This window comes from Nocardia exalbida NBRC 100660 (genome assembly GCF_000308575.1).
Lineage (GTDB): Bacteria > Actinomycetota > Actinomycetes > Mycobacteriales > Mycobacteriaceae > Nocardia > Nocardia exalbida.
Genome location: NZ_BAFZ01000119.1, coordinates 178,002 through 193,682, shown reverse-complemented (window position 1 = coordinate 193,682; position 15,681 = coordinate 178,002). Strand labels below are relative to the sequence as shown.

Here is a 15,681-nt window from a genome sequence, read left to right as displayed (position 1 = left end):
GCACATGAGTCTGGATGTGCGCGTGCTCGGGCCCGTGCGACTGCTCGTCGGTGGTGAACCGGTGGCCGTCGGCGGGCCCAAACCGCGAGCTCTGCTCGCCGCGCTCACGGTGAATCGGCGGCGCGCGGTGTCCTCGGCCGCGCTCGCCGATCTGGTGTGGAACGAGGAACCACCCGACTCCTATGCCGCGAGCCTGCAGGTCTTCGTCTCGAACATCCGCAAGGCGCTGCGGAACTCCGGGGTGGACCCGGCGACGGTGCTGCGCACCGAGTCGTCGGGCTATCGGCTGGAGATCGACGAGACCGCCTGCGATCTCGGGCGTTTCGAGGCGGCGCGGGAGGCAGGCTCGCGCGCCGCGGAACTCGGTGATCATGCCGGGGCGGCGCAGTTGTTCGGCTCCGCCCTGCGCGAGTGGAGCGGCCGGGCGCTGGCCGATCTGGCCGGTTTGCAGTTCGCCGACGGCTTCGCCACCGCCATGGACGAGGAGCGGCTGCTGGCCGCCTCGGCCCGGATCGACGCCGAGATCGCCTGCGGGCGCGCGTCCTCGGTGATCGGCGAGCTGGTCGCGATGACCAACGAGCACCCGCTGCGCGAACCGCTGTGGGGTCAGCTGATCACCGCGCTGTATCTGTCCGGACGTCAGGCGGACGCGCTGGAGGCGTGCCGGAAGGTGCGCGGCGTGCTCGCCGACGAGCTCGGCATCGACCCGGGACCGGCGCTGGTCGATCTGGAGCAGCGCGTCCTGCGGCAGGAGCCGCTCAGCACGGTCGAACTCCGGCAGGTCGAGCGCCTTGCCGCGGCCATGACCGAGACGGTCACCGAGATGCCGGGCGCGGTGCGCAGCGGCCGGCTGCGGATGCCGGACGGCCGGATGGTGGCGATCGCCCAGGGCGGTCTGCGCATCGGCCGGATGACCGACAACGACTTGGTGCTGGAGGACCCGCGGGCCAGCCGCTACCACGCGCACATCATGCCGAGCCGCTCCGGTCTGCTCATCAAGGACCTGCATTCGGCCAACGGCGTCTTCGTCAACGAGGATCCGATCGACAGCGGAGTACTACTCGCCGACGGCGACCAGATCCGAATCGGCGGGACGATCATCACCTTCCAGGCACTGGGCTAGTCGCAGGCGATTCCGTTGCCGTCCCGGTCCAGATACGCGTTGAAACCGGGCTGCCCGCGCAAGAGCGGTCCGGCGCCCTCCGCGCGCACCTGGTCGCAATCGGTGTAGATCTTCGGCGACCGCCCATCGGATTCCTCGGGGCGCTCGCTGTCGCCCTTCGGCCCGGATCGGTTGTGCGGTATCGGATGGTCATCGTGCGGTCCGGCGATCGCGACGGCCGGCGGCGGGACGGCGGACGCCGCCGACGGCACGAGCACACTCGCTCCGGCCGCCAGCAGCGCCGCCCCGATCGCGGGCGCGATGCGGAGAACTGACTCGGTCACGCCTTCCATCCTGCTCCCCCGGCGGCCGGTGCGCCGGTGCGATTCACTCGCAGGCGATTCCGTCGTTGTCCCGGTCCAGGTGCGGGGCGTATCCCGGCTGTCCGCGCAACAGCGGAGCCTTACCCGCGTTGCGAACCTCGGTGCAGTTCTTGTAGGACGGGCCACCCGGGGGCGCTTGCGGGGGCGGGTTCGAGTGAGGCGGGTTGTTCGGTGGTGGCGGGGTAGCTTGCGGCGGCGCCGCGGGCGGTGCGCAGAACTGTGCGGATCCTGAGCTGCACAGCAGGTCGGTGAGTGGGTCGGCCGCCGCGACGGGCGAGCCGATGGCCAGCGCGGCGGTGGCGAGCAGACAGGCGGATCCTTTTGAATGGGCGTGTCGGTCGGCCGGTTTTCGAAACTCGAACGCGGTAGGGTCGTTCCGCTGGTTCGTCTCCGCAAGGTTCGTGTCCGCAATGGATTTCGAGGGGTTTGCTATGGCGATGCGAATGCTGGCCGCCGTCGGTGCAATCGTGGTCGGTGCGGGGTTGCTCGTCTACGCCGATGGGTCCGCCGCCGCGGTGCCGGAAGCGGCCGAAGGCCCGGCGGGGGTGGGGCCGTGCGCGACCGATCCGGTGGCGACCCACGAGCCGCTGGTGCCGAAAACGGTGGAGGTGCCGATTCCCTATCCGGTGGTCACCGTGCTCCCGCCGCAGGCGCCGGACCCCGCGCCGCAACGCACGCGGATGGAGCTTCCAGCCGATCCGTGCGCCAACCCGTGCCCCGATCTCACCGATCTGCCCGGCGCGCCGCCGAGTCTCGCAGGACAGCTGGGAATTCCGGAGATCCTGCTGAATCCCAAGCCGTTCCACTTCGCGATTCCCGGGCCCGGTCCCGACCCCGGTCAGGTGCCGCCGCGGCCCGCGCCGGTGCGGCCGCCGGTCGAACCCGCGGCGCAGTCACCCGCCCGGGCCGCCCCTCGCCTCGGCCCCGCTCGCGAGGTGGCGAAGCTGACCGGCGCGAATTCGGTGAACCGCACCGACAAACGGTGGCAGGTGGACGGTACCGACCTCGGCATCATGTGGGAGAGCGCACCGGGCGAGATCGCGACCGCGTTCGGCGACACCGTCGGACGCGGCTTCCATCCGCCGGGTGGCATGGGGCTGGATTGGCGCAGCAACGTGCTCGCCTTCAGCACCGACCGCGATCTCGCCGACGGGGTGACCTTCGACCGGATGGTCACCGACGACCGCTGCCACGCGGCCGAGGTGCTCTCCAGCCGCAAACTCGACAACGTCGAGGTCACCACCATTCCCACCTCGGGTTTCGCGCTCGGCGGGCGACAGTACCTGAGCTACATGTCGATTCGGACCTGGAACAGCCTGCCCGGCACGTTCTTCACCAACTACGGCGGCATCGCCTACTCCGACGACCACGGTGAGACCTGGACGAAGGATCCGCACGCCCGCTGGGACAACATCTTCGGCCTGGCGAATTTCCAAGTCAGCGCGATGGTTCCGCACGGCGGTTACGTCTACATGTTCGGTACGCCCAACACCCGCCTCGGCGCGGTCGGCCTGGCCCGGGTGCCGGAAGACCAACTGCTCAACACCACCGCCTACCAGTATTGGCAGGACGGCGTCTGGACCCCCGTCGGCGGCTTCGCCTCGGCCACGCCGATCGTGGACGGCACCGTCGGTGAGCTGTCCGTCCGCTACGACGCCGCCCGCGACGTCTGGCAGATGAGCTATCTGGATACGACCAAGGCCGCCATCGTCGTCCGGGAGGCGGACACGCCGCAGGGCGTGTGGTCGGAGAGCACGCCGACGGTGTCGGCGCTGACCTATCCGGAGCTGTACGGCGGGTTCATCCACCCGTGGTCCTCGGGATCGGACCTCTACTTCACCATCTCGACCTGGAGTGACTACAACGTCTACCTGATGCACTCGGTCGTGAACGAGTGATCCGGGCTAGCGCAGCCGCACCTCGGCCACCGCGCGACCGAACAGCTTGCGCCCTTCGGAGGAGCCGCCGAGCAGGATGGTCGCGGTGCGCGCGGCCGGGTCGAGCGACTTGATCCGGCCGGTGAAAGCGACCGTGCTCGCCGCGTCGGCGGCGACCGGAACGAAGCCGGAGAACCGCACGCTGAACTTCTGGATGGCGGTCGGATCGCCCAGCCACCCTGTGAGATAGCCACCGGCCAAGCCCATGGTCAGCATGCCGTGCGCGACCACGGTCGGAAGCCCGGCAAGCTGCGCGGCGTGGTCGCTGAAGTGGATCGGGTTGGCGTCGCCGGACACGCCCGCGTAGTTCGCCAGGTCACCGCGGGTGAGCCGGAAGGCGCCTTCGGGAAGCTGATCACCCGGGGCGAGTTCGTCGAACGAGGGCAGCGTGTGCACGGTCGCGCGCTCGTGCTCGGCCGGCTCGACCAGCGGGCCGACGCCCAGCGGCACCAGCGCGTCGTCGTAGGCGAGATCGGCTCCGGAGTCGACCGGGCGCCCGTGCATCATGATGTTCTCGACCACGTCGTCCAGGGCGGCGTCGACCTCGGCGCCGCGGCGGGCGACGATCGTGGTCGAGCCGACGATGGCGACCTCACCGTGCTGATTGCTCAGCGAGAAGCGCACCACGATGAAGTCGTTGTCCCCGAACCGGCGGATCGACTCGATGACGATCTCGCTGCGTACCCGGTCACCGGCCAGGATCGGCCGGTAGATCTCGAAGACCTGGTCGGTCTGCAGGAACTGGGAGAGGTCGTACTGGGTGAGCACGGAGTCGAGCAGCGCCCTGGTCGCGGACATCCCGATCACCGACGCGAAGGTCGGCGGCGCGATGATCCCGGGATACCCGAGCGCGCGTGCGTCGGCTTCGCGCTGATGTGCCGCGTGGTGGTTCTGGACCCCGCGGGCGAACTCCCGGACCTTCTCGCGGCCGACCTCGTAATGGTCCCGCACCCGGAATCGCTGTCCGGTCGGCGTCACCGGAACGACATCGACATCCGGCCGCGCCATCGTCTGTTCCCTGCTCATGATCCGGGCCATGCTACTGCTGAACCGGACCATTGACCAGGTGAGTGTGACGTGCGCGACCGGCATCGATGCGTGTCGGCTATCACGCCGCCGGGCGGTTACTGAGTGCTTCCGGGCGGGTCGCAGACCTTCCATCCGTCGTCGGTGCGCTGCAGGTCGAAGGTGCGCGCGGACCGCTTCGCCGGGTCGGCTTCGGTGTACACCGTCGCCTGCGCGATGGCGGTGGCGTCGGTGATGCGGATGGCGTCGATGCTGTCCACCACCGGAATGTTCTTCCGCTCCATCGATAGCTTGTGCACACCGGCGAACTGGTCGCTCGGGATGCTCTGATAGAAGTCGTGCAGTGGACCGCACGTCGTGGAGCGAAGCGCCTCCAGGTCGCCGGTCTTCAGCGCCTCGGTGTAGCTGGTGATCGCGCTGCGCACCTGGGCCTCGGGGGAGTCGTCGCCGGACATCGTGACCAGCGACACGATCACCGCCAAGAGCGCGACCACGAGCACGACCGCCCCGCCCGCGATGAGCAGCAAGCGGTTGTTCCGGGCGGGCTCGGTCGCGGACGCCCCGGCGCCTTGCGCGGCCGGGGGGATCCGCTGCGGCGGCGCGACGGGCCGGGTGTGCGGCGCGCGCGGGCCCGTCATCGACTGCGCGGGCACGGTCTGCTGGACGTCCGCCGGTGACGGGGCGGTCGCCACCTGTCGCGGCCTGCCCTGTGGGCGCTGCGGCGACGGGCGCGTCTCCTCCACTCCCGGGCCGTGCTGCGGCGGCGCGGACGGGCCGTGCGGGCCGGGCTGCTTCGGACCGGAAGCCGGGCGCGGCGTGCTCGGGGGCTTCGTGATCGGGACCGGCCCCGCCGGTGACGCGACCACACGATCGGTCCCCGGCCTGCCGCCGTCGGCGGGGCGCTGGATGGGGAGCGCGATGGTTTTCGCGTCGTCTACGCCGATCACCGGCATCGCCATCGTGACGTCATCCGAACCGGGCGGGTTCTTCTGATCACCCGACGTGGACTCGTCGGCCGTCTGCGCGGCGGGAGTCGCCGGGCCGGCCGGAGGCTGCGGCCTGCGCATCACAACGGTCGCGCCTTCGGCGCCCTGCGGGACCGAGGCGGTCTTCGCCTCGGGGCCGGTGGAATCACTCGCCGCGGTCTCGGGCAACGCCCCTCGCGTGGATTTCTCCGCGGCCTGTCCGGATTCGGCCGCCGCTGTGCCCTGTTTCGATTGCGCCGCAGCGTCTTTGGAAGCCGACTCCCCGGCGGGGGCCGTGCCCGGTGCGGAACCGCGCGTCGGGCCGGACGGCGTCTGGTCCCGTTTGATCACCACGGTGCGCGCTTCGGCCGACTGATTCGGTGCGGAACCGGACTTCGACGCGCCACCGGCCTCCGGTTGCCTCGGTGCGGCCGTCCGATCGATCGCGGCCGTCTCGGCGTCGGCGCCTTGCGCCGGGGCCGAGGCAGACGCGCCGGTACCGGAGCGCGCTGGTTCGCCCCCGTCCTTCGCCCGGCCGGGACCCGCCGGTCCGGAAGGTGCTGTGCCCGTGGTGCCGGACACGCTCGAAGTGGCCGACCCGGCGGCGGAAGGGGCGTTGTGGCCGCCGGACTGGGCGGTAGGGCGCTGGCCCGCAGGCGTGTTCGCCCGGCTGGGACCTGCTGGGCCGGAAGATGCCGTGCCCTTGGCGCCGGGCGGGCTGGAAGTGGCCGACTCGGCGGCGGACGGAGCGTTCTGTCCGCTGGACTGGGCGGTAGGCGGTTGCGCGGGGCGTTGGCCCGCTGGGGCGTTCGCCCGGCCAGGTCCCGACGGGCCGGATGGTGCTGTGCCGGAGGTGTTGGAAGTGGGCGGTGTGTTCTGGTTGCCCTGGATGGGCGGTTGCGGAGGTCGTTGCGCCGCTGGGGTGTTCGCCCGGCCGGGACCTGCTGGGTCGGAAGGTGCTGCGCCCTTGGTGCCGGGTGCGCTCGAAGTGGCCGACCCGGCGGCGGACGGCCCGTTCTGTCCGCTGGACTGGGCGGCAGGCGGTTGCGCGGGGCGTTGGCCCGCTGGGGTGTTCGCTCGCCCGGGACCTGCTGGTCCGGAGGGTGCCGTGCCGGGTGTGCCGAATGCGGACGGTGTGTTTCGGTTGCCCTGGACGGGCGGTTGCGAAGGTCGTTGAGCTGCCGGAGTGTTCGCCCGGCCGGGGCCTGCCGGTCCGGAAGGTGCTGTGCCCGTGGTGCCGGGCGCGCTCGAAGCCGCCGACCCGGCGGCAGACGGCGTGTTCTGGCCGCTGGGCTGTGCGACAGGTGGTTGCGCTGATCGTTGGCCCGCCGGGGATGTCGCGGAAGTAGATGCGTTCGGTGCCGCGCCGGGTGTGCTGCCCGCTGGCCTCGGCGCTGAACTCGGGGACGGAGCGTTCGTCTCGGCGGCGGGGCTGGAGGCAGGGCCGCCCTCGGCGCTCGTGCCACCGGGCGCGGGTGCGTTCGATCCGGCTGCCGGGGAGTTCGAGGGAGCAGGTCGGGAGGCAGAACTTGTTCGGTTGTCCGGGGTCGGGGGCTTCGCACCGCTGGACGGACCGGGCTGCTGCGTGGAGCCCGCGCTCCGCACCGGGCCGCCCGCCGCCGCGGAGGTGCTCGAAGTCGTGGCGGAGGACGTTGCGTCAGCACCAGCCGCAGGACCATTCGCCGGTTTCCCACCTGGCGTGTTCGGCGCGGGGGCCGGTGAGTTCGGACTGCCCGCGGGGCCGTTCGCCGGTTTCGCGCCCGCCGTGTTCGACGTCGCGTCCGTGTTCCTCGACGAGGCCGGACCGCTGCCCGGGTTGGCAGGTGCTTGTCCGGGGTCTCCTGCTCGCGGCGCGCTGGGGGCTGGACCGCGGTTGCCCGCGTCCGCGCCGGACGCGGATCGGTCCGTACCCGACGGCGAGGCATTCGGCCGCTGCCCCTTGGCGATGCGCTCGGTGGGCGCAGCCGATGCGTCCGGGTTACGTTCAGCGGCGGCACCGGGGCGTGCGTCGGCTCCGGCGGCGTCGGCCGGTTCGGCGCTGTCCCGCGCCGGATTCTTCTCGTCGTTCGGGTCGGACACGCACACCCCTCGTCAAAGCGGAACTGTTTGAACTCGACGGCCAGCCTAATGGTCGCGGCCCGACGAGGTCCGGCATCAGCCCACGTCCAGCCGAACGAACGCCGAGCCGCCCGAGGTCCGTCCTCGGACCTGCGCCCCGCGCACGAAGCCGCCTGTCGAGCAAACCGTCGTGGCGTGCACAATGAACCGCATGACCTCGTTCGGTGACCTGCTCGGACCGCAACCGGTACTGCTACCCGAAATCCCCGACGCCGAGGACGCGCTGCTCGACAACGCCGATCCGGTGCGGGTCGCGGCCGAGCATCCGGCCGCCTCGATCGCCTGGGCGTACCTCGCCGAGGCGGCGCTGACCCGTGGCGAAGCCCAGGACGAGGCGATCAATCACGACATCGTCGCCGCGTACGCGTTCGCCCGCACCGGCTACCACCGCGGCTTGGACCTGCTGCGCCGCAACGGCTGGAAGGGCTTCGGTCCCGTGCCGTGGAGCCACGAGCCCAATCGGGGCTTCCTGCGCAGCGTCGGCGCGCTGGCCCGGGCCGCCAAGCTGATCGGCGAGACCGACGAGTACGCCCGCTGCCTCGATCTGCTGGAAGACTGCGACCCCCGGGCGGCCGCGGAGCTCGGCCTCGACTGAGTCGTAGTGATCGGAGTACCGCGTAGCGATTCGAGCAGGGGGGCGGCCGGGCGAGGGGTGCGTTCGACCCGACGTCCCGGGTCGGTGTGGCCCGCGCGAACGGCATGGTGAGGCTGCGCACCTCCTGGTCGCGGTTGCGCCGGTCGGTGCTGCCGATCATCCAGTGTTCGGTCGGCGCCGCGCTGGCCTGGTTCCTCGCCCATCACGTGATCGGTCACGCGCTGCCGTTCTTCGCGCCGACCGCCGCCGTGGTGTCGATGGGCATCTCCTTCGGCGCGCGGCTGCGTCGCTCGGTGGAACTGGTGGTCGGCGTCGCGGTCGGCATCGGCATCGGCGATCTGTTCATCTCCCGCGTCGGCACCGGCGTGTGGCAGATCGCGCTGGTGGTCGCGGTCGCCATGGCCGCGGCGGTGTTCCTGGACGGCGGCTCGGTCATCACCGTGCAGGCGGCCGGTTCCGCCGTGCTCGTCGCGACGTTGCTCCCGCCCTCGGCGGGCGGCGGCCTCTCCCGCATGATCGACGCCTTGGTGGGTGGCCTGGTCGGCGTGGTGGTGGTCGCCGCGATCCCGCTGCACCCGGTGCGCAGAGCGCGCACGCTCGCCGCGGACATCCTCGCCGTGATGGGCAGATCGATCAGCAGCTGCGCCGACGGACTGCTCGAACAGGATCCGGAGAAGCTGCACCACGCGCTGTCGGCGATGCGCGCCACGCAGCCGCAGATCGACTCCCTGCGCGCCACCTTGGAAGGCGGCAGGGAGATCAGCCGGATCTCGCCGCTGTACTGGAACTCTCGTGACCGTCTCGAACGCATCAGGGCCACCGCGGACCCACTGGACAACGCCATCCGCAACACCCGAGTCCTGTTGCGGCGCTCGTTGACCCTGGTGCGCGACGACGAAATCCTCGATCCCGGCTTGATCGACGAGGTGGAGCGCCTCGGCCAAGCCGTCGATGTGGTGCGCCGGATGATGCTGGCCGACCCCGGTGAGCAGCCCGACCGCGCCGAGGCGACCCGGGTACTACGCTCGGTCGCGAAGGGCGCGCGCCCGGAACTGGTAGCGGGTGCGGGGCTTTCGGCGCACGTCGTCTTCGCGCAGGTGCGTTCCACGCTGGTAGACCTGATGCAGGTGTGCGGCGTGCAACGTATCTCGGCGATTGCCCTGCTGCCGCCGACGGTCAAGAATCCCTACGTGCGGCCCGAGGTCTGAACCCGTACTACTCAGCGGTATTCGGACATTCGTGCCGGGCACCGTGGTCCGCGCCCGGCGCGGCGAGGCGAAAGTTTGATCTTCGAGTAGTCCGCTACTCGCGCTCCGTGCGTTGTCCCGCCGTAGCTTTGCGATGTGACCGCGACTCGAGGGGTATCGCGGTCGAACGCTTCGCACGTGGACGAAAGGACCTCTCGGCCAAGGGGTGTGGCGGCCGAGAGGCGGGGCGGATCGGAAGCGGGCGAAGAAGCGGGGCCGTCCGGCCGACCTGACCGGGCGGCCCTGCGCCGCACCGGAGTCGCCGAGCGGGCGCGCCGGCGATCAGGTCCAGAATCGCGTCAGGTAGCCGCCGTAGCGCGACCAATTCGACGGGACGCCGGACAGTTCGAACAGCGCGTACACCGCGTCGAAGAACACCTGGTTGATGGCGGGGGTGAACAGCAGCGCGAACAGGATCAGCATGCCGAACGGCTTGAACTGATCGAGCGAGCGTCTGGTCTGGTAGCTCAGCGACGGCTCGACGAGGCCGTAGCCGTCCAGCCCGGGCAGCGGGATCAGGTTCAGCAGCGCCGCGGTGATCTGGAGGAACGCAAGGAAACTCACGCCGAACCAGAACGCGGGATGACTGCTGGAGCTACCCCAGATCCGCACGGTCACCAGGAGCAGCACCGCGCACAGCGCGTTCACGGCGGGCCCGGCGCCGCTGATGATCCGCTGCGTGCGCGGCGCGACATTGTGCGTGTGCACGTAGACCGCGCCGCCCGGCAAGCCGATCCCGCCGAGCGCGATGAACACGATCGGCAGCACGATCGACAGCAGGGGATGGCTGTACTTCAGCGGATTGAGCGTCAGATAGCCGCGCAACTCGACCTCGCGGTCGCCCGCGCGCCAAGCGGTGTAGGCGTGCGCGAACTCGTGCAGGCACAGCGATACCACCCAGCCGGACACCACGAAGACGAAGACACCGGCCTTGGCTCGGGTCGAGTCGAGTGCGGCGTCCCAGGCCAGCGCCCCGCCCACCGCGGTCAGGGCGATCACGAGCAGGAACACCGGGCTCGGCCGGACCGCGCGCGACCTGCGGCCGATGGGGAACGGGGCGTTCATCGCACCAGCAGCCAGGATTCGTGGTGGCGGTAGAAAGTCGAGCGCGGCACCGGGCGATCGGCGCGGACGCCGTCCCTGGTCACGATCGCGCCGGGCGTGCCGAGCTGTGCGGCTCGCCCCTCCAACCAGCGCCGCTTGCGGAAGCGTTTGCGCACGGTGGCCCGCACACCGGGTGGTTCGAGGCACGGCGAGACGAGCATGGCGGTCACCTGTCCGGAGAACAGCAACGTGTCGTCGACATAGGCTTCGCCCTCCAGTTTCTCGCCGCCGATGCCCGCGATCACCGCTCGGCCCACGAGCACCTTGCCGGTGTCGTCGCGAACCAGCGGCGTCTCGACCGCGCGGCCGTCGATGGCGCGTTTGGCGGCGGCGTTGCCGGTGCCGGTCTGGTAGGCACGGGAACCGTAGGTCTTCTCGACCGGCACGTATCCGATCTCCACGTGCAAGCGCTCGGTGCGCATCAGATGGGTGAGCACCGCGGCCAGCGCGGGGTCCTCACCGAGCACGATCAGGCGCGGGAGGCTGTCGGCGGCCAGCACGGGAAGCAGCTCATCGATCACCGTGGGATCGGGGACGGCGGCCGTCTGGGTGGTCGGCAGCGCCGCGAGGGCGATGGGTACGGGGGCGCCGTCGCAGCGGAGAACATGGGTACTCAAGCTGCCGTACACCCTCCTCGGTTCGAGCCGACACCGTCGGGCCCCTCGCATTGCGGCCGAACCAAGCTGCGGCTCGCCCGTGCACGCCGCGCTTCCGCTCCGCGTGCCGTGCAACCATAGCCCTGCCCGGCCGTGACCACACGGGTGTCGAGCCTACGACGAGATCCGCTTCGATGCCGCCGCGGACGGGTCGGCTAGACTGTCCTTCCGGCCACCGCCTCAGTACGGCAGGTAGCTGCAACACAGCAGTGTTGCCTGTCGAACCGTAGGAGACACGACAATGCCGGCAATCGTCCTGATCGGCGCCCAGTGGGGCGACGAGGGGAAGGGCAAAGCAACCGATCTGCTCGGTGGTCGGGTGGACTGGGTGGTCCGGTACCAAGGTGGCAACAACGCCGGTCACACCGTGGTGTTGCCCAACGGTGACAACTTCGCGCTGCACCTCATCCCCTCCGGCATCCTTACCCCCGGCGTGACAAATGTCATCGGCAACGGCGTCGTCGTGGACCCGGGCGTGCTGCTGGACGAGCTGGCCGGGCTGGAAGAGCGCGGCGTGGACACCTCCGGCCTGCTGCTCTCCGCCGACGCGCACCTGATCATGCCGTATCACGTGGCCATCGATAAGGTCACCGAGCGTTTCCTCGGCAACAAGAAGATCGGCACCACCGGCCGCGGTATCGGCCCGTGCTACCAGGACAAGGTGGCCCGTGTCGGCGTGCGCGTCGCCGACGTGCTGGACGAGAAGATCCTCACCCAGAAGGTCGAGGCGGCGCTGGAGTTCAAGAACCAGGTGCTGGTCAAGATCTACAACCGCCGCGCGCTGGACCCGCAGCAGGTGGTCGACGAGGTGCTCACGCAGGCCGAAAGCTTCTCCCACCGGATCGCCGACACGCGCCTGAAGCTGAACCTGGCGCTCGAGCGCGGTGAGACGGTGCTGCTGGAGGGCTCGCAGGGCACCCTGCTGGACGTCGACCACGGCACCTACCCGTACGTCACGTCGTCGAACCCGACCTCGGGCGGCGCGGCGGTCGGTGCGGGCATCGGCCCCAACAAGATCAACACGGTGCTCGGCATCCTGAAGTGCTACACCACCCGGGTCGGTTCCGGCCCGTTCCCGACCGAGCTGTTCGACGAGTTCGGCGCCTACCTGGCCAAGACCGGCGGCGAGGTCGGTGTCACCACCGGACGCGCCCGCCGCTGCGGTTGGTTCGACGCCGTGATCGCGCGCTACGCCACCCGGGTCAACGGGATCACCGACTACTTCCTCACCAAACTGGACGTTCTATCCAGTCTGGAGACGGTGCCGATCTGCGTCGCCTACGAGGTCGACGGCGAGCGGGTCGAGCAGATGCCGACCACGCAGACCGAATTCCATCACGCGAAGCCCATTTTCGAGCAAATGCCCGGTTGGTGGGAGGATATCTCCGACGCGCGCACCTTCGAGGAGTTGCCCGCCAACGCCCAGGCGTACGTGTTGCGTTTGGAGGAGCTGTCCGGCGCGAGGATTTCCTGCATCGGCGTGGGTCCCGGGCGTGATCAAACCATCGTCCGGCACGACGTGCTCGGCTAGAACCTGTTCGAATTCCGCGTGGTCCAGCGGAAATTCGGCGAAGTCACCAGAAATTCACCCCATCTATCGTGGTCGCTCGGCTTCGATCATGATCGGTGAAGAACTACAGTTAGAGCATGGCTCGGAACTGGCCGATGATCGAGCGCGAAAGCGAATTCGAGGCGATCCGCGCGGCGCTGACCGGTTCGGAGCACGTCGGTGTGGTGCTGACCGGCGACGCCGGGGTGGGCAAGACCACCCTGGCCAGGCATGCCACGTCCGCGATCGGCGGCAATGTTCGCTGGGTGGCGGGCACCGAATCGGCGCGCAGCATTCCCCTGGGGGTCTTCGCGCACATGGTCGGCGTCTATACGGCGCACGATCCGGTCACCTTCATGTCGGCGGCGCGCGAGGCGTTGCTCGCCGACGGGGACACCGTGATCGGCGTGGACGACGCGCATCTGCTCGATCAACTCTCCGCCACCCTGCTGCTCCAGCTGGCCATCGACAAAGCCGCGCACATCGTGGTGACCGTGCGCAGCGGCGTTCCGGTGCCGGACGCGGTCACCTCGCTGTGGAAAGACGGTCACCTGACGCGCATCGACCTGCGTCCGTTCACCCAGCGCCAGAGCGTCGAGCTGGTGGAGTCGATGCTCGGCGGGCAGCTCGAGGGGTTCACCGCCAACCTGATGTGGGAGTCCTCCGCCGGAAACGCGTTGTTCCTGCGGCATCTGGTCGAGGGCGCGCTGGAGGCGGGCACGCTGCGCCAGGTCAACGGGGTGTGGCAGTTACGCGGGCGAGCCGCGGTGACCTCGGAGCTGGCCGCGCTGCTGGAGGATCGGGTCGAGCAACTGCCCGAGCCGGTGCTGCGGGTGCTGGAGCTGCTGACCTTCTGTGAGCCGATCGATCTCGACGTCCTCGCCGGATTGGCGGGCGAGGACGCGGTGGAAGCCGCCGAAACGCGCGGGGTGATCCGGGTTGTGGAGAATTCCCGGGATCTGATCGTCCGCTACAACCATCCGCTGTTCGGCGAGGTGATCCGGCGCAGGCTGGGCATCGCCTCGGCGCGGCGGCTGCGCGGCAGGTTGTATTCGTCGCTGAAGGAGCGCCGGATCAATTCCGCCGCCGACCGTATCCGGCTGGCCGAATTGGCGCTGGACAGTGACAAATCCGCGGATCTGGAATTGTTCGAGGCGGCCGCGGCCGACGCGATCGGATTGGCGAATCTGCCGCTGGGCGAGCGCTTCGCCCGCGCCGCGGTGGAGCGGCGCGGCGGCGTGGAGGCCGCCGACCTGCTGGCGCGCGCCCTGCTCTGGCAGGGACATCGGATCGAGGCCGAGCGCACCCTGGCCAGCTTCGACCCCGACCAGCTCGACGAGGTGCAGCTGGCACGCTGGGGCAGCACCCGGGTGGCGAACCTGTTGTGGGCCATGGGCGATGCCGATCGCGCCGACGAGGTGCTGAAGCTGGTGCGCGGGAAGGTGCGGCATCCGAAGATCGCGGCCATCTTCACCGGGCTGGCCTCCGCGAGCCTGGTCAACGAGAACCGGGTCGACGACGCGATCGCCGAGGCGGAAACGGTGATTTCCGCCGACGGCGCGCCGCCGTGGGCGGTGTGGTGGGCGGCGTTCGGCGGCGGCCTGGCGCTGGCGTTGATGGGCAGGGGGGAAGAGGCCAGGCAGTACGCGGCCCGCGGGCACGAGGTGGAAGAGCACATCGACGGGCTCAACCGCTTCATGTCCACCCACGCCGAGGTGCTCGCCCTGACCTTCACCGGCGATCTGGACGCCGCGCGACGCCGCGCCGGGTCGTTCGTCGGCTACTCCTCGCCGGGCCAGTACCTGGCCTGGGGCATGTCGAAGATCCTGCAGGGCACCGTCGATGTGGCGCAGGGGCGGTTCCTGGACGGCATCGACAATCTGGAACAGGCGCTGGCCGCACTGGCCGCGGAGGGCGCCGCCGCGTGGATGTTCCCCGCGCGAATCCGTCTGGCGGAGGCGTATTCGGCGCTCGGGCGCGCCGCCGAGGCCGCCGAGTCGATCGCGCACGCCACCGCCCGGGGCGGAAGGCACAGCGCGGTGTACGAACCGCAGCTGGAAGTGGCCCGCGCTTGGCTGGCCGCCGCCGAAGGAACCGTGACCCCGGCCATCCGGATCGCGGTGGGCGCCGCCGACGCGGCCGCACACTCGCATCAGCACGCGATCGAGGCCATGGCACTGCACGCCGCGGCCCGCTTCGGCGACCATTCGGTGTCCGGACGACTGGCGGAGCTGGCCGTCCGGGTGGAAGGGCGGCTGGTGCAGGCGCAGGCGCGGCACGCGGTGGCGCTCGCCGCCCACGACGGACCCGGGCTGGACGCGGCGGCAGCCGAATTCGAGCGTCTCGGCGTGCTGCTGTCGGCCGCCGACGCCGCGGCGCAGGCCGCGTCGGCCCATGAGCGTTCCGGGGATCGGCGCAGGTTGCTCGAGTCCGCCGCCATGGCCAACCGCCTGGCCGCCGCCTGCGGCGGAGCGAGCACCCCGGCGCTGCGGCAGGCGGCGCAGCCATTGCCCTTGACCGCGCGGGAACGCGAGATCGCGAACCTCGTCGCCGCGGGTCTGTCCAACCGGCAGATCGCCGACCGGCTCACGGTGTCGGTGCGCACCGTGGAGGGCCACCTCTACCGGGCCTGCATCAAAATGGACGTCACCGATCGCGAGTCCCTCGGGGCGCTGATGCGCGGGGAGTCAGGGAGCGGAGGATGACCTGGCGACCGGCCGCGGTGATCTGCGCGCTGGCAGCCGGAATCGTCCTGGCCGCCGGGTGCTCGCACGGGCAACCGCAACCGGTCACCAGCTCGGTGCGCTCCTCGGCGACGGTGGCGCCGAAGACCGACACGCCGCAGGAGCGCAACGCCCGGATCCGGCAGAAGCTGATCGAACTCGGTTGCTCGACGAACGCCTGTATTCAGACCTATTTCGGCTGCGAGGACGGCTACATCACCGGCGACGCCTGCGAATTCTTTCGCGCGCACCCGGTGCTGTAGTTCCGCGGCGCGA

General features: G+C 70.4%; 14 protein-coding genes. 8 read left to right on the top strand and 6 right to left on the bottom strand.

Annotated features, from left to right (window positions below; translation table 11 throughout):
- The first annotated feature begins 4 nt into the window (after positions 1-4).
- Positions 5-1,123 carry a BTAD domain-containing putative transcriptional regulator gene (locus tag ON29_RS27530; protein WP_040870900.1) on the top strand — a complete coding sequence of 373 codons (1,119 nt, stop codon included), beginning with the start codon at positions 5-7 and terminating at the stop codon, positions 1,121-1,123.
- Here ON29_RS27530 and ON29_RS27525 read toward each other — a convergent pair.
- Positions 1,120-1,446, bottom strand: a complete 327-nt coding sequence (locus ON29_RS27525; protein WP_245549128.1) for an excalibur calcium-binding domain-containing protein — start codon at positions 1,444-1,446, stop codon at positions 1,120-1,122. The genes ON29_RS27530 and ON29_RS27525 overlap by 4 nt on opposite strands.
- Before the next feature lie 43 nt (positions 1,447-1,489).
- Positions 1,490-1,726, bottom strand: coding sequence for an excalibur calcium-binding domain-containing protein (locus ON29_RS35070; protein WP_373283931.1), 237 nt, complete (start codon positions 1,724-1,726; stop codon positions 1,490-1,492).
- A 190-nt stretch (positions 1,727-1,916) separates the two neighbouring features.
- Between ON29_RS35070 and ON29_RS27515 the strand changes: the two genes are divergently transcribed.
- On the top strand, positions 1,917-3,383 hold the full coding sequence (locus ON29_RS27515; RefSeq protein WP_040870732.1) for a glycoside hydrolase family 183 protein: 1,467 nt from the start codon (positions 1,917-1,919) through the stop codon (positions 3,381-3,383).
- Positions 3,384-3,389: 6 nt separating this feature from the next.
- On the opposite strand, the gene ON29_RS27510 is transcribed toward ON29_RS27515, so the two are convergent.
- Both ON29_RS27510 and ON29_RS37300 read right to left on the bottom strand, forming a co-directional pair.
- Entirely contained in the window at positions 3,390-4,448 is a 1,059-nt protein-coding gene (locus ON29_RS27510) for a fused (3R)-hydroxyacyl-ACP dehydratase subunits HadA/HadB (protein ID WP_040870898.1), read from the bottom strand.
- Positions 4,449-4,546: 98 nt separating this feature from the next.
- Positions 4,547-5,995: an Rv0361 family membrane protein gene (locus ON29_RS37300; protein ID WP_245549127.1), complete on the bottom strand. Its 1,449-nt coding sequence runs from the start codon at positions 5,993-5,995 to the stop codon at positions 4,547-4,549.
- A 643-nt stretch (positions 5,996-6,638) separates the two neighbouring features.
- On the opposite strand from ON29_RS37300, the gene ON29_RS36135 reads away from it, so the two are divergent.
- The 3 genes from ON29_RS36135 (at position 6,639) to ON29_RS27495 (ending at position 9,334) form a co-directional block, all read left to right on the top strand.
- Positions 6,639-7,523 (top strand): hypothetical protein, encoded by an 885-nt coding sequence (locus ON29_RS36135; protein ID WP_157172917.1) that lies wholly within the window; start codon positions 6,639-6,641, stop codon positions 7,521-7,523.
- Positions 7,524-7,682: 159 nt separating this feature from the next.
- Entirely contained in the window at positions 7,683-8,126 is a 444-nt protein-coding gene (locus ON29_RS27500) for a DUF3151 domain-containing protein (RefSeq protein ID WP_040870895.1), read from the top strand.
- 104 nt (positions 8,127-8,230) lie between these two features.
- The gene (locus tag ON29_RS27495) at positions 8,231-9,334 is read left to right on the top strand and encodes an FUSC family protein (RefSeq protein WP_174371868.1); all 1,104 of its coding nucleotides are present in this window, start codon (positions 8,231-8,233) and stop codon (positions 9,332-9,334) included.
- 321 nt (positions 9,335-9,655) lie between these two features.
- On the opposite strand, the gene ON29_RS27490 is transcribed toward ON29_RS27495, so the two are convergent.
- Positions 9,656-10,438, bottom strand: coding sequence for a site-2 protease family protein (locus ON29_RS27490; protein ID WP_040870731.1), 783 nt, complete (start codon positions 10,436-10,438; stop codon positions 9,656-9,658).
- Complete coding sequence (locus tag ON29_RS27485; protein WP_245549126.1) at positions 10,435-11,094, bottom strand: hypothetical protein; 660 nt, start codon at positions 11,092-11,094, stop codon at positions 10,435-10,437. The genes ON29_RS27490 and ON29_RS27485 overlap by 4 nt, the downstream gene beginning before the upstream one ends.
- A 280-nt stretch (positions 11,095-11,374) precedes the next feature.
- On the opposite strand from ON29_RS27485, the gene ON29_RS27480 reads away from it, so the two are divergent.
- The 3 genes from ON29_RS27480 (at position 11,375) to ON29_RS27470 (ending at position 15,668) form a co-directional block, all read left to right on the top strand.
- The gene (locus ON29_RS27480) at positions 11,375-12,664 is read left to right on the top strand and encodes an adenylosuccinate synthase (RefSeq protein ID WP_040870727.1); all 1,290 of its coding nucleotides are present in this window, start codon (positions 11,375-11,377) and stop codon (positions 12,662-12,664) included.
- Positions 12,665-12,780: 116 nt separating this feature from the next.
- Positions 12,781-15,387, top strand: coding sequence for a helix-turn-helix transcriptional regulator (locus tag ON29_RS27475; RefSeq protein WP_040870726.1), 2,607 nt, complete (start codon positions 12,781-12,783; stop codon positions 15,385-15,387).
- Complete coding sequence (locus ON29_RS27470) at positions 15,384-15,668, top strand: hypothetical protein (RefSeq protein WP_040870725.1); 285 nt, start codon at positions 15,384-15,386, stop codon at positions 15,666-15,668. The genes ON29_RS27475 and ON29_RS27470 overlap by 4 nt, the downstream gene beginning before the upstream one ends.
- The last annotated feature ends 13 nt before the right edge of the window (positions 15,669-15,681 follow it).